This window comes from Paenibacillus sp. J31R109 (genome assembly GCF_059692055.1).
The window spans coordinates 112,266-132,895 of record NZ_JCAUAR010000009.1; the positions used below are offsets into that span (position 1 = coordinate 112,266).

Consider the following 20,630-nt stretch of genomic DNA (forward strand, 5'->3'; position numbering starts at 1 on the left):
GACACGAACGGAGATGTGGATACGAGATGGATAGGAACTATAGCTATTACGTTGTATCGAACCCTTTACCAGCTGGGAACAGTGACTTTACGGTTTTATTTGCAGGGGAAAGTCAGACTAAGCCTGAACATCGACTAGGACCGAAAGTTTATGACTACCACTTAATTCATTATGTCATATCGGGTCGCGGTGTATTCTCCTCACATGGCGAAGAGTATGCCATTGGCGCTGGCGACAGCTTTGTCATTGAACCAGAGCAACTCATTAGCTACGTCTCGGATGAGCTCGACCCTTGGCATTATTGCTGGATCGCCTTTACGGGCACCCAAGCAGCGAAGCTCGTCAGTGAGGCGGGCCTCACGCCTGCCAACCCGATCATCCATATCTCGCGCAACCGGCATATGCCTGTGCTTTATCGTCAGATTCAGCAGGCGCTCAAATCCAAGAAAAGCAACGCGCAGCTCAAGGCTACCGGATACCTCAGCTTATTGCTCGGTGAATACTGCGAAGCTCTATCTGCCCCCACGATTGCAGGACTCATCACAGAAGATGAAAGCGACCGCATCGTACAGCAAGCGATTCACTATTTGTCCACCCAATATGCGGAACCCATCACGATTGAAATGCTCGCCGAAAGTTTGGGTTATAATCGTGCGTATTTATCGCGCATGTTCAAAAAACATACCCAAGTGACGCCTGTCACGTTTTTGCTCAAACTGCGTGTGGATAAAGCGCGTTTGCTGCTGCGAGAACGGCTGGAGCTCACGATCGAGCAGATCGCTGCTTCCGTCGGATTCTATGATCCCTTATACTTCTCTAAGCAGTTTAAGCGTTGGTACGGGGTCTCGCCGAGCGAGTATCGAAATCATATCAAATCACTCTAATTCAGGAAGATAAACGCAACAAAAACAGCGGTAACTAAGGACTTTATTTGCTCATCCTTGGTCACCGCTGTTTGTGAAGTTAGCGTTAGTCTAGTTCGTTATTTGTCGAGAGCTTTCGCTGCCAAATAGGTTTCAATGGCCTGATTAACCTGGTACAGCCTACCCTCTGCCGTTACCATAAGTCCCTCCAACACGCCAACAGAACCTTGATGAATGTTGGTCTGAAGCTCATCCGCCGTATGGCTGAGCGGAGTTGCTCCGATGTTAGAAGCCACGCCTTTCAACGTATGAGCAAGCATCAACGCTTCAGGAAAGTCTTCTTTTGTAATCGCTTCTCGAATCCCCTCTATCGCGTTCGCGTGGTTCGCAACAAACTTATGCAATATCCGCTCGTAGAGGTTGCTATTTTGTCCCAGGCGCTGCAGGGCCTCCGCCGCGTTCAAGGCAGGCATCTCCTCGATTTGCTTCGCCGCTGCGACTTCAGCATAACTTTTTCCGCGCGAGCTCTGAATCATTCGCTGTAAAACACTGAACAATTGAATAGGTTCAAATGGCTTCGAAATATAGGCATCCATACCGGCTGCCATGACCTGCTCTTTGATACCTTGCATGGCGTCAGCCGTCATCGCGATAATCGGTGTCTCTTGATCGTAATCTCGAATATTTCTCGTTGCCTCAAAACCATCCATCAAAGGCATCTGCAAATCCATTAATATAGCGTCGTATTGCTTCGTCGCCGTCCGTTTCAATGCTTCGACGCCATTCTCTGCTAGATCTACATGAATATCCATTTCCTGAAGGATTGCCTGCGCTACTTGCTGATTAATTTCATTATCTTCTACTAACAAAACCTCCGTGTTCCGGAGGATATGCAGTTTTTTGCTTTCATTCTCACGTTGTGGCGATGCGGACTTTATCTGCATTTGCTCTTGGAATAGGTTCGTAATTTGGTTATACAGCTGTGATTGGCTCATTGGATAATAGAGGACCTTTTTCACTGATGTCGACTGTGACTTCAGTTGAAGCTCGGACTCATGATAGGAACTAATAAGTACGATGACTTGGACAGGTGTCGCGTACTCAAGTTTTATTCGCTCCGCCAAGGCGTGCGCTTTCTCATCTTGAAGCTTCCAATCGATGATAACTAAATCATAGCGACCATTGGTGCTGATTCGCTCAATCGCACTTTGAGCCGAATCCACGTCATTGACGATAAATTGGAACTGCTCCAGCTGATTCTTCAGCACAAGACGCATCTCCTGGTCATCACAGATGAGAAGAACACGCAGGAACTTCAAATATGAGGCTATTGGAGCGCTGAATAAGTGCTCTGAACCCACATCGAATTTCACCGTAAAAATGAAGGAGCTTCCTCTTCCCAACTTGCTCTCTACATGGATCTCCCCTTGCATTAACTCTACGATACTCTTGCTGATGACTAGCCCGAGGCCTGTCCCCCCGTATTTACGAGTTGTTGACATGTCGGCTTGTGTGAAGCCATGGAACAATAACGCTTGCTGCGCGGGTGTCATCCCAATTCCTGTATCCCTTACTTCAAATCGCAGTGAAACTCCGCTAGCATCTTGTGATGCAACGCCTACCGAAATGGCGATTTCGCCTTCATCTGTAAATTTCAAAGCGTTATTCACCAAATTGAGCAGGACTTGATTCAACCGGAACGGATCGCCGTTCAAGACTTGAGGTACTTCATGATGAATGGAGAAGTGAAGCTTTAACCCTTTCTCATACAACGAAAATCCGATAATATTCGAAATATTGCTCATAATTTCATATAAATCAAAATCAATGCGCTCGAGCACAATCTTCTTCGCCTCAATTTTCGAGAAATCAAGAATATCGCTGATGATCGTCAGCAAGCTTTTGGCCGAAAGCACCGTCTTTTCGACGTAATCCTTCTGCCTCTCTGTTAAATCTGTTTGCTGCAATAAATAATTCAGTCCGATAATCGCGTTCATCGGTGTTCGAATTTCATGACTCATATTAGCAAGGAATTCACTCTTCGCACGATTAGCAGATTCAGCGGATTCTTTGGCATCTGCGAGCAAGAGATTCTTGCTTTCCAGTTCGGATGTACGTTCCTCCACCAATACTTCAAGATGCTCTTTGTACTGATTCAGCGTCTCTTCGGCTTGCTTGCGTTCCGTAATATCCACACCCGCAAGTATCACACCGCCAATTTCACCAGTCTCTTTCCAAATCAAGTTATTATTCCATCCAAGAAGACGCTCTTCTCCTGAGCTAATGGTGATCGCTAACTCGTAGTAATCCCGCGCCGGTACACCGTCCATGATGCTTTGATAATATCGCTTCCGCTCTTCCCATTGATGCTTGGGTACACAAATCTCAAACCAATTCTTACCAATGATATCAGCTTCTTCATAGCCCAACATGGCGCAGCCTTTTCTATTCAACAGTTCAATCTTGCAGTCTCGGTCCAGCACCACAATCATGACATCGACGAGATCGAGATAGCTTTGGGCTTTCTCTTTCTCTTTCATCAGCCTCTGCTCGCCTTTCCTTCGCACCTCTCGTGTCTGCAACGAAAGAGCCATCCCGATCGCAATTGCTACCAGTGTAAAAATACTCGCCATCCAAAGAACCAATTCGCGCTGATTCGAGGTTCGATCTACATCCCGCTGTGTTCCCGTCAAATTATACGTGATCCACTGCTGCAAACTGGCATCTGCTTGCTCTCTATTCGGTGTAAGCTTGTCCAACAAGCTTTTTCCCCTGGCAAAATCACCAGATTGAACGGCATCGATGATAAGTTGACCTTTTTGCAAATAGTCTAAGGCCTTATCACCGACTTCCTTGTAAATTCGTCTCTCATCCTCAGAATTAATGAAAGAACTATAGTTAAGATATTTCTCATCAAACTGTCTCTTGGCTTCCATATAGGAGGTAATCACCGTGAGGAGTACATCTTTGTCGGTTTCAAGCAACAACTTATGCAAAAGAATTCTTTCCTGTGTGATGATGTCCTGCATCTCTACAATTCTCGCAATACTCGGCATCCAATTCGTCTTAACATGATCAATCGTCCCCTTCAGAGCAAACATCTGATAGAAGTTCGTTCCTATAACGGCTATTAGCACAGCAATGATGATGATAAAAGTCCATATCGACCTTATCCACGTAACCGCTTTCATCAATATTCACCCCTCATCACCGATTATAGCATAATGATCTCCTTTCTAGTTGAAAAAGGCCAATCAGAATTTCCTGATTGACCCTCTAATTACCTAACATTCATTACCTATTACTGTTCAAAAGGTATACGATTAGCGCGTTTTAAACCGCGAAAGTGATTCTTGCAATTCCTGCGCCATATGACTTAAATCTTCTGCAGAAGCAGATATTTCTTCCATAGCCGCCAGCTGTTTCTCGGAGCCTTGCGAGATGCCTTGACCATGCTCGTGGGAAGCTTTCGTCATCGAGACAATTTCACTCATGGATGCGGATACTTCTTCGGTTCCAGCCGACATTTCCTGCGAAGCTGCAGACACCTCTTGGATTTGGTCCGAGATTTCTTGGAACGCAACGGTCACACGATTAAAGACTTGACCCGCTTCATCAATCAACTCGGATCCTTTCTCTACATCCTTCACACCACTGTTCATCGCTTGTACCGCTCGCGTTGTCGATGATTGGACTTCGCGAATCAGCTCTGAAATATCTTTCGCCGACGAGGATGACTGCTCAGCGAGCTTCTTCACTTCATTTGCAACGACGGCAAAGCCGCGCCCCTGCTCTCCGGCACGAGCGGCCTCGATCGACGCATTCAGCGATAAGAGCTGCGTTTGATTGGCAATCTCGGTGATGACCGAGACGATTTCTCCAATTTTTTGCGAATAGGCTTCAAGCACTCTCATATCTTCTGCCGATTTGCCAACGGAGTCATTAATGAACTTCATTTGTTCAACAGCCTGATGAATGGCAACGCGCCCTTGCTGTACTTCCATCATGGATGTATGCGAAGCTTCTGTCACAACCGCCGAAGATTCCGCAATCCGCTGAACGCCTACTGCCATTTCGCCCATCGCGATCGACGTTTGCTCGGCCCCCATCAGTTGACCTTCACTCGCATTGAACACCTCTTGCATCGACTCTACGATACGATTGGAAATACCGACCGACTCTGCTGCTGCAGCGGTTAGCTCTTCCGAAGAGGCGCCTAGTTGCTCCGCGGTTAAACTGGCTTTGCCTACGATCTCCGAGAACGAGTCTAGCATCTGATTCATATTCGTGCCAAGTTGGCCTAGTTCATCACTGCGTTTGATTGTCAGACGTGGCGTCAGATCACCTTGTGCCATCTTCTTCACAGCTTCTGTAATCGCTAGAATCGGTTTCGTGGTCGCTGTAGAGACTAGCAAGGCAATGGCAGCTACAACAATCGTTGTGATCACACCCAGCCAAATGGATACTTCCTTCGCCGTTTTTACCGCACCATAGACTTCGGAATCTACCACATTGGTGACCAAGCGCCAACCTGTGGATGGGATCGTATCGAAGCTGATTCCTCGGGCAATGCCATCATCACCTTTGAAGCTAAAGGTTCCACTCTTTTCTTTCAACACCGTTTCTTGCAATTTCGCTACTTCCGACTTTGGAAGCACATCTGCAATGTTTTTTCCTGCATGCTCTTTACCCGGATAGGTTAAAAGTCCACCACTCGGCGACATTAAGTAGCCGTACCCTGTAGCTCCAATTTGTATCGTATTGGTGTACACATTCAGGTTCCCTGTAGTCAGAGGTGTGAACATCCCTCCAATGAAATTCTGCTTATCATCCAGCATCGGGACAAATAGAACTACGATGTTATTCCCTGTTGCCTTACTGACGATGAGATCCGTGCTCACCGGCTTTTTCGTTTCTTTAGCTTGTTTGATGTAATCACGATCGGATACAGGAATTTTCTGTCCGGCCGAGGTCAGCGCGATTTCATCTTTGTTCACATAAACGTATTGTTCGACATCTTTGTTAGCTTGTTCGAATTTGAGTAGAATTTTTACAATTTCCTTTTCATTCCCACTCTTAATCTCTTCATATTTCATCATTTCTTTCAGAATAGCGATTTGACGCTCAATTGAATAGTCGATAGCCGTCACATTTGCCTTCAGGATACTCTCTTCCTTGGAGTGAACTTCATCTTTCACCACACTCTTCAAATAGTAGGATGAAAAGACGGTACTAAATAACATCGGTACCAACGCGATAACTAGAAACAAAATCGTCATTCTTGTTCTGAACGAAGTAAAAGAGAGAGACTTTATCCACTCTTTTACATTCATTCCTTTTTGCATTTTCATTTTCTCTTACTCCTCCTACATGCTAGTTGCTTTTTTCTATTTGTTTACACCAAATACTGACTATTTAAGAAATTCAGACTCATTTCGACATTTTCCTTCAAAAAGCGACATTAGCAGATCTGCCAGCAGGGGTGGGGTTCGTGGGGCGGAGGTTGGCGGGGCAAGCATTCGGGTAGGCGGGGTGATGTTCAAGTGTTCAAGAGAGAACTGCTCATCAACCTGCTCTTATAGACAAAAAAACACCACCACAGGATCACTCCCATGATGGTGCTCTTTAATTCATCGATCTATCTCTTACCCGGATCGTACGGCTCACCAAGTGCTGACGGTGCTTTCGCACGGCCCACGGCCCCCGCCAATACAAGGATTGTTAGTACGTAAGGCAACATGTAAAGGAATTCCTGCGGAATGTCTTTGGAGAAATCGAACAATCGCATAAAATTGTTGAGCGCTTGCGCCATTCCGAAGAATACCGCGGCGCCCAGCGCGCCAAATGGATGCCATTTGCCGAAAATCATCGCCGCCATGGCAATAAAGCCTTGACCCGAGATCGTGTTATGCGAGAACGCGCTTGTAGTCGTTAAGGTAATCGTTGCTCCGCCAAGTCCCGCTAGAAGACCACTGATCAAAACAGCGAAATAACGGATGCGTTTCACTTTAATCCCAACAGTATCAGCGGCACTCGGATGCTCACCAACAGCTCGTAGGCGCAGACCGAATGGCGTTTTGAACAACACATACCAAGTTACGAAAACTAGAATTAACGCAATATACGTCGTTGGATACGCCGTAAAGAATGCATAGCCGACATATGGAATCTTGGATAGCAGCGGAATTTCCCATTTGGAGAATACATCATTCAAGGTTTCAGTTTGACCCGCACCATCGAACAATACTTTCACCAAGTACAACGTGACGCCAGCTGCCAAGAAGTTGATAACCACGCCGCTGATCACTTGATTCGCTTTGAACGAAATCGTCGCAACCGCATGGATTAAGGCGAAGATCAGTGCGAATAGGAATGCACACAAGAGTCCAATCCAGGGAGACCAGATACCCATGTTCGCCTCTTCCGCATAGTAAGTGCCTACCGCTGACGCGAATGCACCGGAAACCATCAGACCCTCGATACCGATATTAACGATACCCGATCGCTCTGAGTAAATACCGCCCAAAGCTCCGAAGATAAGCGCTGTGGAATACACCAGCGTTGTATTAATAAGTTCACTGAATTTCGTGAAGAACGCATTAAGCATACTGAGCAGGTCCATATTACGAAGCCCTCTCTTTCTTGCGTTTGCCGTAGAACGGGATCAGCACCCATTTGACTATACCTTGGGTAGCTACAAAGAATATCACCGATCCGATGACAATACGGATAATTTCTGGTGGTACATCCGCACCAAAGCTCATCCCCGCAGAACCGTATGATAAGCCACCGAACAGGATAGCACCAAGCACGACACCTATCGGATTATTGGCTCCGAGCAAGGATACCGCGATACCATCGAACCCATACCCTGTCGTACCTGCCGCAACCACTTGATAATGGAAGACACCGAGAACCTCGAACACACCAGCAAGTCCAGCAAATACCCCGGAGATAAACATCGCTTTGATGATGTTCTTATTCACGTTCATGCCCGCATACTTAGCAGCATCGATATTATGCCCTACAGCACGCAGCTCGTAACCTTGCTTCGTTTTCCACAGAATTAAGTAGAAGACAACCGCTGCCAGAATGGCAATCAGTGTTCCCCAGTGGAGCCTCGCGTGGTTCATCGCATCTGACAACCAACCGATGCTTAGAGACGCAGAGTCTTGAATCATATAGGAACGTTGTTGCTTCGGCTCAAGAAGGAAGGTGTTCACGATATAGTTGGATAGGAACAACGAGATCCAGTTCAACATGATCGTGGTGATGACTTCGTTTACGCCGCGTTTCGCTTTCAAATAACCGGCAATAGCGCCCCAAAGTCCGCCGATCAATGCCCCAACAATGACCGCTAGGGGAGCATGGATGATCCATGGCAGACCATGTAGCTTGACGCCAATAAAGGTAGCCCCCGTCATCCCCATCACGAACTGCCCTTCCGCACCAATATTGAACAATCCTGTACGGAAGGCGAAAGCGACGGATAAACCCGTAAGAATCAAGGGCGTAATTGCCCGTATCGACTCACCGATATCATATGGACTTCCTAAAATACGTGAGAACAATGCCCCATACGCAGCAATCGGATTATAACCACCAGCCAGCATGACAAGCGCTCCGAATAGCAGCCCCAGCACAATCGCCACAAGGGGGTTGACCGCTGACTCACTTGTAAATATGCGAACCACTTTATTCATGAGGGGCTCCTTTCTGAGCAGACTTGCTGCCTGCCATCAGCAGACCGATCTCCTGATCGTTCGTATCCTGCGGCATCACTTCGCCCACAATCTGTCCTTCGTAGATAACCGCAATACGGTCGGAAACATTCATGATTTCATCCAGCTCAAAAGAAATCAACAGAACGGCCTTACCTTTGTTCCGCTGCTCAATCAGCATCCGATGAACGAATTCAATCGCACCCACATCCAAACCACGCGTCGGCTGCGCCGCGATCAACAGGTTCGGATTCTTATGTATTTCCCTCGCAATAATCGCCTTTTGTTGATTACCGCCGGACAAGGAGCGCGCCTTGTTATAAATACTCGGTGTGCGCACGTCAAATTGCTTAATCAGCGCTTCCGCATGCTTATCAATGGCATCATAGCTCAGGAAACCGCCTTTGTTATACGCAGGATGGAAATACGTTTCAAGCACCATATTTTCACTCATTGTAAAATCAAGTACGAGCCCGTGTTTATGACGATCCTCCGGAATATGCGATAGCCCGGCTTCTGAAATCTCACGCGGTGTCTGATTTGTAATATCGCTGCCCATGAGCAGCACTTTGCCGCCATCTACAGCACGCAAGCCCGTCAATGCCTCGATCAGTTCACTCTGACCGTTGCCATCTACACCTGCGATACCCAGAATTTCGCCAGCTTTCACTTCAAAATTAAGCCCTTTGAGCGAAGCTAATCCTTGCTGATTGCGCACCATCAAATCTTGAACCTGGAGAACAGGCTCACCCAGTTTCGCAGCTTCCTTACTCACTTTAAAGGAGACGTCGCGCCCGACCATTTTCTCGGCTAGAATTTGTGGATTCGCTTGGGAGCGTGCCAAAGAATCAATCACTTTACCGCGACGAATAATCGTCACCGTATCGGCAATCTCCATAATTTCTTTCAACTTATGTGTAATGAGAATAATGGACTTGCCCTCTTTCACAAGGTTACGCATAATGACCATCAATTCACTAATTTCTTGCGGCGTTAGTACAGCTGTAGGCTCATCAAAAATTAAAATATCGGCGCCGCGATACAGCGTTTTCAATATCTCGACACGCTGCTGCATACCGACTGAAATGTCTTCAACTTTGGCTTTTGGATCCACACGTAAACCATATTGCTCAGATAGCTTGCGCACTTTATCTTGTGCTGTTCGTATATCCACATTCATACCACGTTTGGGTTCCATCCCCAAAATGATATTTTCAGTTACTGTAAACGGTTGTACCAATTTAAAATGTTGATGGACCATCCCGATGCCGAGCTCGATCGCTCGATTCGGACTGTCGATATAAACCTCATTACCTTGTACAAAAATACTACCTTCATCCGGCTGATATAGACCGAACACAATATTCATTAGTGTTGATTTTCCAGCACCATTTTCGCCAAGCAAGGCATGAATTTCGCCTTTTTTAAGCTTCAAGCTGATAGCATCATTAGCAACAATGCCTGGAAATCGTTTCGTTATGCCACGAAGTTCAACAACTGGGACTGCTTCACTCATCAGATCACCCTAAGGATCAATTTTTTATTATTCCATGCCCATTAAAACTAAAGAACAAGGCTAGTTAGTATAACTAGCCTTGTTTGTACAGAAGCAAACCTATCGTTCTTACCAATAACGTCAGTTTGACGCTTATGGTTTTTCAGGAACTTTGATTTCGCCGCTAATAATTTTGGCTTTGTACTCGTCAACTTTTTTCAAGATGTCAGCGGAAACGTTCTTCTTGGATGTTTCAGGAAGGCCAACACCATCATCTTTCAGACCCAAAGTAACAACTTTACCACCTTGGAATTTGCCTGCAACTACGTCTTTGGATACACGAAGTACCGCAGAGTCAACACGTTTCAACATGGATGTTAGTGTAACTTCATCACCAAACTCTAGGGATTGGTCTTTATCTACACCGATAACCCATACTTTTTTACCGTTTTTCGCGCGATCTTTCGCTTCGTTGAACACACCGTTACCAGTGGATCCAGCCGCGTGGAAAATGATATCAGCGCCGTCGTTGTAGATCGTTGCTGCAGCTGCTTTACCAAGATCAGGCTTGTCGAAAGCACCTGTGTAGTTGATTTGAATTTTAGCATCTGGTTTTACTGCTTTAACGCCAGCTACGAAACCAGCTTCAAAACGTTTGATAACCGGGATGTCGATACCGCCAACGAAACCGATTTTGTTTGTTTTAGTTGTAAGACCTGCTACCACACCAACAAGGTAAGAACCTTCTTGCTCGGAGAAAGTAACGGATTCAACGTTCGGAGCTTCTACTACGTTATCAATAATCGCAAGTTTCGCGTTCGGGTTTTGCGTTGCTACTGTTTTAACAGCGTCACCCATCAAGAAACCAATACCCCAAGTCAGGTTGTAACCATCTTTAACGAATTGATTCAAGTTAGGCGTATAGTCAGCGTCACTTTTACTTTCAAGGTTCTTCACGTTTGCGCTAGTTTGTTTCTTAAGTAGATTCAAGCCTTCCCAAGCGCTTTGGTTAAAGGATTTGTCGTTTACGCCACCGATATCTGTAACCATGCCGATTTTGAAGTCTTTACCTGTGTTGTCACTCGCTACTGCACTTGCTGCTGGTGATGCGGATGAACCTGTCTCTTCTTTTTTGGCACAACCGGAAATCACTAGTGCAGAAACCGTTACAGTCATCAGAACTGTTGAAAAAATCTTCTTCATCGATTTTACCCCCATCGTATCATCATTTAATTGAAACTATGAAGCCCACATTCTAGGGTGACCAGTTCCAGTTAAATTATGTAAGTTGACTTCAAATTAAGTGTATCATTTCGATTCCTAACAGAAAAGCGAATCTCGCAATGATTACATATAATTCGTCATGTCACACAAGTTAACATCTTCGTTTTGTTTTCCCCGACAATATAGGTTACAAGCCCCAATTATTGATTATACAACCAGTGGTTAATAAAATCTAGATTGCTCTATGTTAATTTTATGACACTCTCGTGTCATAAAATATTAGATCAGTAAGTTGAAGAGTTTTGGATCCTTATTGATCTCGATATAGCCATAATCCTTGCTGGAAAGACGCTCAATAAGTCCCTCGTAATCGTCTTTATTCTTCAGCTCGATCCCTACCAATGCAGGCGCATCGTCCCGATTATTCTTCTTCGTATACTCGAAACGTGTGATATCATCCGAAGGTCCTAGTACTTCCTCTAAAAATTCACGAAGTGCTCCTGCACGTTGTGGGAAATTCAAGATGAAGTAATGCTTTAATCCTTCGTATACGAGGGATCTCTCTTTAATTTGCTGCATCCGGTCAATATCATTGTTTCCGCCGCTGATAATACACACGACATTCTTACCGCGGATTTGTTCGCGATAAGCATCCAGCGCTGCCACTGGAAGCGCTCCGGCTGGCTCAATAACAATCGCGTTGCTATTGTAGAGCTCTAGAATGGTTGTACATTCTTTGCCAGAAGGAATGATGACGATGTCTTCTAACTTTTCTTTACAAATGTCAAAAGTCATCTCGCCTACCTGCGCGACGGCTGCACCATCAACAAACTTCTCAATGGATGATAGTTTTACGACGCTCCCCTGCTTCAGTGCTTCCGTCATGCTCGCTGCACCTTCAGGTTCTGCACCGATAATGCGCGTGCGAGGGGACACGCTCTTCACATACGTCGCAACTCCAGCAGCTAGTCCACCTCCACCGATCGTTGCAAAGATGAAATCCGGTGTTTCCGGCATTTGATTCATAATCTCTAGGCCAACCGTCCCTTGCCCAGCTATCGTACGTACATCATCAAACGGATGGATGAACACCTTATTCTCTTTCAGACAGTATGCTTTCGCCTGGGTCGAAGAATCATCGAAGGAGTCGCCAACAAGGATGACTTCCACAAACGAGCCGCCAAACAGCTTCACTTGGGAAATCTTCTGACGCGGTGTCGTCGTTGGCATGAAGATCTTGCCCTCGATGCCCAACTGCTTACAAGAATAAGCTACGCCTTGCGCATGATTGCCTGCACTCGCGCACACAACCCCCGCTGCACGTTCCTCTTCGGTTAAGCTCTGGATCACATTGTAAGCTCCGCGAATCTTGAACGAACGCACGATTTGCATATCTTCACGTTTAAGGTACACGTTACATTCATACTGGCTAGAGAGCAGCTCATTGCGTTGCAGCGGCGATGGTTCGATCACCTTGCTGAGCACATGATTGGCTCTAATAATATCTTCCAAACCTACTTTACCAGAAACAACCATCTTCTCGAACACCCTTTCTTTGTTGAAGCTTCCATTAAGTTTTAACATGTATTGTAACATATGTGATGCGTTCTGTACGTAAATATCGCAGAGAGTACGACCTGCTTTCACGTTCGTGATATGCCTCACGAATAAAAGCCGCCCCTCGCAGTCAAATGACCTTGAGGAACGGCTCTTTTATACGTCCAACCCTAGTGATTAATGACCGACCATCATTGGAATTTCAGCCGCATTACCGGACTCGCCTTCAATTTTCTTAGGCTTCTGCAGCATCAAACCAAGCAGACCGCCAACAATAGCGATACCTAGCAAAATGAGGAACGTATGTCCGAAAGCAGAAGCGTATAAGCCTACATCCGGTTGTTGTTTGCCTGACTCTACCATCAAATCTTTAAATTTCGTACTGAAGATTGTCATCAAGATCGCAATAGCGAAGGACATCATAACTTGCTGTGCCGCGTTCGTCAAAGACGTTACACGACCAACCAAGTTCTGCGGTGCCGATTGAATCAAGTGATTGTTCAGCGGCATCATGAAGAGTCCCATACCCGCTCCTAGAAGCGTAAGCGGCAGCATCACTGTGCCTACACCAGAATCACCCGAAATATTGGAAAGCAACAAGGCCGAAATCGTTGTAAGAACCATCCCCGCGATAACGAGCGGACGAGCACCGAAACGGTCGGACAGCTTACCGCCGATTGGCATGAACAACCCGGAAGCCAAGGCTTGCGGAAGCATGATCAATCCCGTTTTCAACGGGCTGTACCCATGTGCTTGCTGTAAGAAAAGGGGTACAAGGAACATCGTACCGAACATCGCAATTTGTGAAATCCACTGCACGACAATTCCTTTCGTAAAGTTGCCAGAACGGAATACGCGAAGCTCCAATAGCGGATTCTTCTGTTTCAATTCAACAATAATGAATAGGATTAGTGCAATGACACCAACGCCAGAACCGATCAGCGTATCTGCATCTGTCCAAGTGGATTTCCCCGTAATCGGATCAATACCACCGTTGGAAACACCATAGACAAGTGCCGCGAAAGCTAAAGGCCCTAACAACATACCCAATAAATCTAGAGAAGCAACGCTTTGACGCTGCATATTTGGCAATGTACGAATACCTAAAATAATACCAATAACACCAATCGGCAAATTAATCAGGAAAATCCACTGCCAGCTGTGATACTCAACTAACCAACCTGCAACGACAGGACCAAGTGCTGGACCCAGTAGGATCGGAATCCCCATCATCCCCATCACAGTCCCTACTTTACCTGGAGGAGATAGACGATAAATGAACGCCATCGCAATCGGCACTACGACACCGCCGCCTAGTCCTTGAATGATACGGTAAGTAATAAGCATTTCAACCGAGTTCGCCAGTGCACATAGACCAGAGCCTATTGTGAAAAGACCTACGGAAATTAGGAAGATTTTCTTAGCGCCAAAACGATCCGATAACCAACCTGCCAACGGGATAACCGCGGCTTGTGCCAGTGCGTAACCAATAACCGTCCACTGAACGAGTGATAAGTTGAGCAAATTGAATTCTTCTTGCAGCTTAGGAAGAGCAACGTTTACTGCTGTTCCGTCCAAGATAACCATAAAGATACCTACGACAATCGCTAACAGCGGCCCCAAAATGCTGCGCATTGAAAAAGGAGCTTCTGTTTCTTTCGATGTTGCTTGTGAAGACATGTAATCCCTCCATCCGATTAATTTCTCTCTCTTTGTCTGTCGTTGACCGTATATCAACTACACGTTACAATAGTGACAGTTATGAAATTCGTGGTGTCTTTTCTTGTAAACGGACAGATGTCCGTTTACAGTAATGATGCTACCCAACTTTGCTTTGTTTGTCAATACGAACAACTTAACATTTACTCCTACGAGGTGGTTACAGAATGTCCATTCGTCACGAACGCAAGGACGCCATGGAAAATCGCCAATTAATTCTACAAACGGCCAATCAACTCTTTCATGAGCACGGTGTTCAATCAGTTAGCATGCATCAAATCGCCAAAACAGCTGGCATCGGACAAGCAACGTTATACCGCAGGTATGCCCACAAAGGAGACCTCTGCTTTGATGTCCTCCAGCATTATGGCAGACAGTTCATTCAAGAGATTACAGCGTATTTGGACAAACACAAACAAGCCGCTCCTATAGATCGACTCTCTGGTATCTTAGGATTTTGGATTGATGCCATTGAAACGAATGCGGAACTCATTGTTGAAATGTCATCCAAAATGAATTTCAACTGTGATGATAATCAATCTAATTTCTTCTTATCTCCTATGTATCGTACCATTCGTGACCAATTATCCGAGCTTATCCAAGAAACAATTGAGGCCGATCCTGAGCAGCATCCAGAGCCTGATCTAGCCGCACATACCATCATCTGTTCGATCTCACCTATCGGCTACTTCCATATCAAAAATGAGAAGAACTATACGAAAGAACATATGAAGGAGCACTATCGCCGATTGTGTGTCTTATTTTTCAAAAAAGCCTAGCGTGCCTCTTTCTATAAAAAAGAACAAAGACCTCTCCAAGTTATTTGCGAGAGGTCTTTTTGTTAGCAATATTTCGGTTTAAAGATTAATAGTAATACCGCGGCTTCTCCTGCAGTTCGGATCTCTTTTGCAAGAAACGGTAGAACGCCGTGGCTGCCTGTGCTTTCGTCACTTCTGCCTGTGGTGCAAAGTTACCATCGTTAAGCGACATAATGTTCAGTCCAACAACGATAGCCGCATCGCCTAAGTTCGTCAGCTTATCAGCATCTGCGAATTGATTGTTAAAGACACCATCGAACTTCGTCAGACTGTGATACCCCAGCGCTTTGACGATCAATTGCGCCATTGCTTCACGATCCATCGTAGCTTCCGGATTGAACTCTTTACCTACGTCAAGCAGCCCGCGATCAACCGCATTTTCAACATAGGCAAAATATTTAGAGCCATTGCTCACATCAGCAAAGGAAGCCGCGCGTTCTGCGCCATAATAGATGCCGCCGTTGCCGCCATTCATGGCGATGACAAGCATTTTGACCAACTCACCGCGCTTGATCGTTTGATCTGGATTTACTTTACCGTCCTTCACATCCAAGGCTTGATAATCAAGCATGAGTTGAAGTTCATTTTGCGCCCAGTGCTTATCAATGTCACTTACAACAACCTTATCCAAGGAAATAACCTCGCCAGATTGCGCACTGCGCCATTGACCGGATGCCGCATCTAGAAGGAAACCGCCATCGCGATTCGGATTTTTAGAAATAAGAGAATAAACGAGCTTCGCTTTCGATTCTCCTTTGCCATTCGCAGCCGCAGACATAGGAATCTCCCCAGCAGCCATCATTACGCGGTATTTCTCAATCGGCATAGGGCCATAGAATCCGTTACCTTCCAATACATAGCCAAGCTTCACATCGAACTGTGACAACCATAGCTCCTTCGCTTTGTCGATCGAAATAACCTCAGGCTTTTGAGTAGGATACGCCACATCGCTTAGGTTGACATAGTAGCTCGAGATGCTTCCCGTTACACGGTCGATGCTTACGCGTACCTCTTCATTACCCACAGTAACGCCGTCAATGACACGTTTGTAGCTAACTTCCCAAGTACGCATCTGCTTCAACGTTTCTTCGGAGTACTCTTTTTGAACGCTCAGCACAAGCTGATCTGTAGAGGCTGGAAGCTGCGCTTTGACGAAATCTGTACTTTTCGCAATCGCATCATCCAAGGAAACTTTCCCCTCGATCGGTTTGTCGGTTTCACTGCTATAAGGCACATAGAAGTTAAAATTAATGATAGCCCCTGTTTTACTATTCACGGTTGCCCAAACATTATTTCCTGCAATCATTTTCCCACTAGCTGTCGCATCCGTCGTTGACTTGTTCCAGCTCATATTCCAGCTAGAGGTCGTCTCACCTGTTTCAGGATTCTTCGATTCATTATAATTGGCTTCTTGCAGCTTGAAGTCAGCGGATAGGTTAAACGTCGATACTACTTTCTTAACCGCTTCTTCTTTCGTCAAATTCAAATTAGCCGGCGGATTCGCTCCCAGTGGCTTATCGGTTAGAGGCTTATTGCCGCCGCTTAAGCTAGGAGTTGGATTCCATACTTCCCCTGTTGCCGCATCCAAAGCAAAGCCGTTCATCAAGTACGCAATAATCGGAATTCTTTTCCCTTGCGTGTTATATGGGATTTGATATTGCAAGGACAGTTCCGTCTTTGCACGGAATTGTTCAATTGCCTTCTCCTTCGTAATCGGTGTACTTGTTGTATCAAAAGTTACCTTATCATCCCAGTTGTACCCATAGCCCGTAATTTGACCGTCACCATTGACGTTGACATTGAGACCATTAGCTGAGAAAGGAACTCCACCTACAGATCGATCATAGCGGATATTATATTGATAATTACCGTCAAGTGGTGTGCGGAAGGCTTTTTCTACAGAGTCATCGTAGATAAGCTCCTTTTGCTTCGTAGGATTTACTTTCGCCACGAAGGCTGCTGCCAAATCTTTCGCACCTTGAAAATCCACCTTAGGCGGGTACGTCGGCTTATGATCAGGATCATTGTCATTCAGGGAATAGGAAGTTAACGTTCCGTCTAAAGCATTAATCGAAATATTGGCGGAGCCATAGAAGCGTTCTTTCACCTTTTTCGAATAGCTGACATTCCATGTAGGAATATTTTGGCCATTCATGCCATAATACGCATTTAAACTGATCGATTGGAAGGTATAGTCAGCAGGCAGTGTTATGTAAGCTTTCGCGTGTTCTAGTGCTTGTTCTTTGGTTATTTTGGCTTCGAGTACCGAGGTATCGATTTGGCCTGGGAAAGCTGGGGATGTCATGGCGTTCGTTACTGCAGCAGTGGCATTATCCGCCCACACCCCAGTCGGGGCAACTGTCAACAGCAGCGTCGATGCCAGTACCATCGTGCTTGCTTGTTTTAATAATTTCAATGTCATCTTCCTCCTTAAGTGTTCTCCATACAACATGTGGATTCACATACCGAGCAGCTGCTTGGACGTGTCCTATTGCTATATATAACTTGACGGTGAATTTTGGAAAAAGGTTGCGTAAGCGCTACATAATTTTTTAATAATATAAAAAACACATGCTCGAACATCCGATAGACGAATGATCCTGCATGTGTTTGTAAGTACGGCTTTTCGGCATCAAATTACCGTTCGGATTTCGCATTTTCATGACTCAGTGTCTGCATTAAATCCTTCAACTCGCCTTGTGTCAAATCTCGCCATTTGCCTACTTTCAAATTTTCCAAATGTATATGCATAATACGAACACGCTGGAGACGCACTACCCGGTATCCGAATGCTTCGCACATTCTACGAATTTGACGATTCAGACCTTGCGTAAGAATGATGCGAAAAACACGTTCATTCACTTGTACAATTTCACAAGGTTTCGTCATCGTTCCCAAAATACGCACACCGCTTGCCATTCCCCGCAGAAACATCTGCGTGATTGGGCGATTAACCGTGACAATATATTCTTTGTCATGATTGTTCTCTGCACGGAGGATCTGATTCACGATATCCCCGTTATTCGTCAACAGGATGAGCCCTTCCGAGTCCTTGTCCAATCTGCCGATAGGAAAAATGCGCTCCGAATGCCCCACGAAATCCACGATATTCCCTTGAATATGCGCTTCCGTTGTGCTGGTAATCCCTACAGGTTTGTTGAGGGCAATGTAGACATGCTCCTTCTTCTCTCCGATCGCTCGACCATCTACCTTCACTTCATCGCCTGGTCCCACTACACTACCCAATCCAGCGATTTCGCCATTGATCGTCACACGCCGTGCTTCGACCCACTTGTCAGCCTCACGTCTGGAACACACGCCGGTTTCACTAATAAACTTATTAATTCTCATGCCCGCGAAATTCCCTTCTATGCCGTCTTCATTTGAATTCAATACCTTCTATTATGCTGGATTCAATGCGTCGGTTCAAGTCGCTGCGGCAAACCGTCTGAGGCACGCACCTATTAGTCCGTAATCTCTTTACTACAAATTGATATGAATGAACTGGTAGATTCATCCACGCAGAATCTATTAATCTAGCATTTATTAGAAATAGAAGGAGGGATGACCAATGAGTTCAAAAAAAGCAAGAATCGTGAAAGCTTTCTCCACACCCAAACAAGCGAATCGTAAAACGGATTTAGGCGACGGCTTCCAACGTTTCTTTTTTAATCGTACTATTTCACCGAACACTTATTTTACATTCACATTCAGAGGCGGAGCTTACAAACCTGTAAGCGGTGGATTCTTCATTTCCAATCAAAACTCCTTGCCCGCTTATGCAACAAGTTTCTACAACCAAACCGACACCGTTTATGTTATCACGGTTTACAACCCTACTATTTTCACACGTGCGATCTCATTTACATTCGTAGCTAAGCTGTAATTGAAGTTAGAGAAGGCAAACAACCCCCTCGCACCTATAAAGGTTGCTGGGGGTTTCTACATCCTACACTTTGTTTGTTATACTGTGGGGAAAGATTACATACCGAAGGAGCACAAAGATGCACTTTTTACTATTAGGCGCAACGGGCCGCGTTGGGCGGCGCATACTCGACCAAGCTTTGCAGGATGGCCATAAAGTCACCGCCATCGTACGCAATACCGAGAAAGTCACGCTGCGCCCTGATCGACTCACCTTGCTGCAAGGTGATGCTTGTTCCGCAGCGGATCTAGAGCGTGCTATGCCCGGCGTGGACATCGTCGTGAGCTGCTTGGGCACCGACGGCAGCACGGTGCTGACCGAGGCGACGCCCCTGCTCATCGGGGCGATGAAGGCCGCCGGCGTAAGCCGCGTGGTTACCGTCGGCACAGCAGGCATCCTGCAGAGCCGGGAGCACCCGGGGCTGCTGCGGTTTGAAGCGCCGGATACACGGCGCTCCTCGACCCGCGCGGCCGAGGAGCACCGCCAGGCGTGGGCGCTGCTCGCAGCGTCGGGTCTACGTTGGACTGTCGTGTGTCCAACGTATTTGCCCGACGGCGAGGCGCAAGGTCAGTTCCGCGCGGAGCGCGACTTTTTGCCGGACGGCGGCACGTCCATCACCGTCGGCGACACCGCGGCGTTCACCTACCGCGTCGCGGTGGATGGCGCGTACGTCGGGTGCCGCGTGGGGTTGGCGTATTAGTCTGACGACGCTGGACGGCATGAGCATTAGCAAATAGCGTTATGCGATAACGCTATTCCGCTCTATTGAACGAGCGATTGCACAATAACATTATGACATAACGCTAACTTGCTTCAACGTCGAAGTTTCCGGTGTATTTCCTCACATTAGCGTTATCGCATCACTTTATTACCATTGAAAATGAGAAAAATCCCGAGATAAGATGATGCGATCACCTTAATCTCGGGATTTTTCTACCTCGGGGAACCACGCCATTCGGCGCCATCCAATTTTCCACTACTAATTGTTGCGTCTCTTAGCTAGCTCTCTCATATTAAGACCTGACACCACAATACCGCCAAATCGGAAAAGGTAACCGAGAACCGGGATCAGACTTAGGAACGCCAAAGCAATGTTGATGATCGTTTTCAACGTAGTTCCATTACCTGTAAGAATCGCAAATACGAGATTCACAAAAACCAACGGAATGACCCACGCACATGACCATGCATATACAAATGGGATTAAACCAAGTACATACCCCACGGCAATCGCTACTTCGGATAGCAGTTGCAATAGGTTTAACAAACGAATTGTATCTGAACGCATAAAATTTCCCCTCCACTTCA

The 20,630-nt window shown here is 46.1% G+C and carries 15 protein-coding genes; 4 read left to right on the top strand and 11 right to left on the bottom strand.

Annotated elements, in window-relative coordinates:
- Positions 1 to 26 precede the first annotated feature (26 nt).
- Positions 27 to 884: an AraC family transcriptional regulator gene (locus tag AC58QT_RS21890; RefSeq protein ID WP_497410898.1), complete on the top strand. Its 858-nt coding sequence runs from the start codon at positions 27 to 29 to the stop codon at positions 882 to 884.
- A gap of 98 nt (positions 885 to 982) precedes the next feature.
- On the opposite strand, the gene AC58QT_RS21895 is transcribed toward AC58QT_RS21890, so the two are convergent.
- From AC58QT_RS21895 to AC58QT_RS21930, 8 genes are all read right to left on the bottom strand, one after another.
- A complete protein-coding gene (locus AC58QT_RS21895; protein WP_497410899.1) occupies positions 983 to 4,054 on the bottom strand; it encodes a response regulator in 3,072 nt (1,023 codons plus the stop codon).
- 132 nt (positions 4,055 to 4,186) lie between these two features.
- On the bottom strand, positions 4,187 to 6,214 hold the full coding sequence (locus tag AC58QT_RS21900) for a methyl-accepting chemotaxis protein (RefSeq protein WP_497410900.1): 2,028 nt from the start codon (positions 6,212 to 6,214) through the stop codon (positions 4,187 to 4,189).
- 287 nt (positions 6,215 to 6,501) lie between these two features.
- Positions 6,502 to 7,485: an ABC transporter permease gene (locus AC58QT_RS21905; RefSeq protein WP_497410901.1), complete on the bottom strand. Its 984-nt coding sequence runs from the start codon at positions 7,483 to 7,485 to the stop codon at positions 6,502 to 6,504.
- Between the two features lies 1 nt (position 7,486).
- A complete protein-coding gene (locus AC58QT_RS21910; protein ID WP_497287207.1) occupies positions 7,487 to 8,566 on the bottom strand; it encodes an ABC transporter permease in 1,080 nt (359 codons plus the stop codon).
- Positions 8,559 to 10,100 (bottom strand): ABC transporter ATP-binding protein, encoded by a 1,542-nt coding sequence (locus tag AC58QT_RS21915; protein ID WP_497410902.1) that lies wholly within the window; start codon positions 10,098 to 10,100, stop codon positions 8,559 to 8,561. Before AC58QT_RS21915 ends, AC58QT_RS21910 begins: the two co-directional genes overlap by 8 nt.
- A 132-nt stretch (positions 10,101 to 10,232) precedes the next feature.
- Positions 10,233 to 11,282 carry a BMP family lipoprotein gene (locus AC58QT_RS21920; RefSeq protein WP_497287209.1) on the bottom strand — a complete coding sequence of 350 codons (1,050 nt, stop codon included), beginning with the start codon at positions 11,280 to 11,282 and terminating at the stop codon, positions 10,233 to 10,235.
- Positions 11,283 to 11,582: 300 nt separating this feature from the next.
- Positions 11,583 to 12,839 carry a threonine ammonia-lyase IlvA gene (gene ilvA / locus AC58QT_RS21925; RefSeq protein WP_497410995.1) on the bottom strand — a complete coding sequence of 419 codons (1,257 nt, stop codon included), beginning with the start codon at positions 12,837 to 12,839 and terminating at the stop codon, positions 11,583 to 11,585.
- 198 nt (positions 12,840 to 13,037) lie between these two features.
- The gene (locus tag AC58QT_RS21930; protein ID WP_497410903.1) at positions 13,038 to 14,540 is read right to left on the bottom strand and encodes an MDR family MFS transporter; all 1,503 of its coding nucleotides are present in this window, start codon (positions 14,538 to 14,540) and stop codon (positions 13,038 to 13,040) included.
- Positions 14,541 to 14,746: 206 nt separating this feature from the next.
- On the opposite strand from AC58QT_RS21930, the gene AC58QT_RS21935 reads away from it, so the two are divergent.
- Positions 14,747 to 15,358, top strand: coding sequence for a TetR/AcrR family transcriptional regulator (locus tag AC58QT_RS21935; protein ID WP_497410904.1), 612 nt, complete (start codon positions 14,747 to 14,749; stop codon positions 15,356 to 15,358).
- A gap of 85 nt (positions 15,359 to 15,443) precedes the next feature.
- On the opposite strand, the gene AC58QT_RS21940 is transcribed toward AC58QT_RS21935, so the two are convergent.
- Both AC58QT_RS21940 and rluF read right to left on the bottom strand, forming a co-directional pair.
- Positions 15,444 to 17,813 (bottom strand): S-layer homology domain-containing protein, encoded by a 2,370-nt coding sequence (locus tag AC58QT_RS21940; protein WP_497410905.1) that lies wholly within the window; start codon positions 17,811 to 17,813, stop codon positions 15,444 to 15,446.
- 221 nt (positions 17,814 to 18,034) lie between these two features.
- Positions 18,035 to 18,748: a 23S rRNA pseudouridine(2604) synthase RluF gene (rluF, locus tag AC58QT_RS21945; RefSeq protein WP_497410906.1), complete on the bottom strand. Its 714-nt coding sequence runs from the start codon at positions 18,746 to 18,748 to the stop codon at positions 18,035 to 18,037.
- Positions 18,749 to 18,968: 220 nt separating this feature from the next.
- On the opposite strand from rluF, the gene AC58QT_RS21950 reads away from it, so the two are divergent.
- Together AC58QT_RS21950 and AC58QT_RS21955 are read left to right on the top strand one after the other, a co-directional pair.
- Complete coding sequence (locus AC58QT_RS21950) at positions 18,969 to 19,283, top strand: hypothetical protein (RefSeq protein ID WP_497410907.1); 315 nt, start codon at positions 18,969 to 18,971, stop codon at positions 19,281 to 19,283.
- Between the two features lie 118 nt (positions 19,284 to 19,401).
- Positions 19,402 to 20,022, top strand: a complete 621-nt coding sequence (locus AC58QT_RS21955; protein ID WP_497410908.1) for an NAD(P)-dependent oxidoreductase — start codon at positions 19,402 to 19,404, stop codon at positions 20,020 to 20,022.
- A gap of 279 nt (positions 20,023 to 20,301) precedes the next feature.
- Here AC58QT_RS21955 and AC58QT_RS21960 read toward each other — a convergent pair whose 3' ends face one another.
- Positions 20,302 to 20,610 carry a hypothetical protein gene (locus AC58QT_RS21960; RefSeq protein ID WP_310500095.1) on the bottom strand — a complete coding sequence of 103 codons (309 nt, stop codon included), beginning with the start codon at positions 20,608 to 20,610 and terminating at the stop codon, positions 20,302 to 20,304.
- Between the last annotated feature and the right edge of the window lie 20 nt (positions 20,611 to 20,630).

What these genes read in the sequence shown, in the direction of transcription:
- AC58QT_RS21890 (WP_497410898.1), top strand. Translation starts at nt 27, where the DNA reads ATGGATAGGAACTATAGCTATTACGTTGTATCGAACCCTTTACCAGCT.
- AC58QT_RS21895 (WP_497410899.1), bottom strand. Translation starts at nt 4,054, where the DNA reads ATGAAAGCGGTTACGTGGATAAGGTCGATATGGACTTTTATCATCATC.
- AC58QT_RS21900 (WP_497410900.1), bottom strand. Translation starts at nt 6,214, where the DNA reads ATGAAAATGCAAAAAGGAATGAATGTAAAAGAGTGGATAAAGTCTCTC.
- AC58QT_RS21905 (WP_497410901.1), bottom strand. Translation starts at nt 7,485, where the DNA reads ATGGACCTGCTCAGTATGCTTAATGCGTTCTTCACGAAATTCAGTGAA.
- AC58QT_RS21910 (WP_497287207.1), bottom strand. Translation starts at nt 8,566, where the DNA reads ATGAATAAAGTGGTTCGCATATTTACAAGTGAGTCAGCGGTCAACCCC.
- AC58QT_RS21915 (WP_497410902.1), bottom strand. Translation starts at nt 10,100, where the DNA reads ATGAGTGAAGCAGTCCCAGTTGTTGAACTTCGTGGCATAACGAAACGA.
- AC58QT_RS21920 (WP_497287209.1), bottom strand. Translation starts at nt 11,282, where the DNA reads ATGAAGAAGATTTTTTCAACAGTTCTGATGACTGTAACGGTTTCTGCA.
- ilvA (WP_497410995.1), bottom strand. Translation starts at nt 12,839, where the DNA reads ATGGTTGTTTCTGGTAAAGTAGGTTTGGAAGATATTATTAGAGCCAAT.
- AC58QT_RS21930 (WP_497410903.1), bottom strand. Translation starts at nt 14,540, where the DNA reads ATGTCTTCACAAGCAACATCGAAAGAAACAGAAGCTCCTTTTTCAATG.
- AC58QT_RS21935 (WP_497410904.1), top strand. Translation starts at nt 14,747, where the DNA reads ATGTCCATTCGTCACGAACGCAAGGACGCCATGGAAAATCGCCAATTA.
- rluF (WP_497410906.1), bottom strand. Translation starts at nt 18,748, where the DNA reads ATGAGAATTAATAAGTTTATTAGTGAAACCGGCGTGTGTTCCAGACGT.
- AC58QT_RS21950 (WP_497410907.1), top strand. Translation starts at nt 18,969, where the DNA reads ATGAGTTCAAAAAAAGCAAGAATCGTGAAAGCTTTCTCCACACCCAAA.
- AC58QT_RS21955 (WP_497410908.1), top strand. Translation starts at nt 19,402, where the DNA reads ATGCACTTTTTACTATTAGGCGCAACGGGCCGCGTTGGGCGGCGCATA.
- AC58QT_RS21960 (WP_310500095.1), bottom strand. Translation starts at nt 20,610, where the DNA reads ATGCGTTCAGATACAATTCGTTTGTTAAACCTATTGCAACTGCTATCC.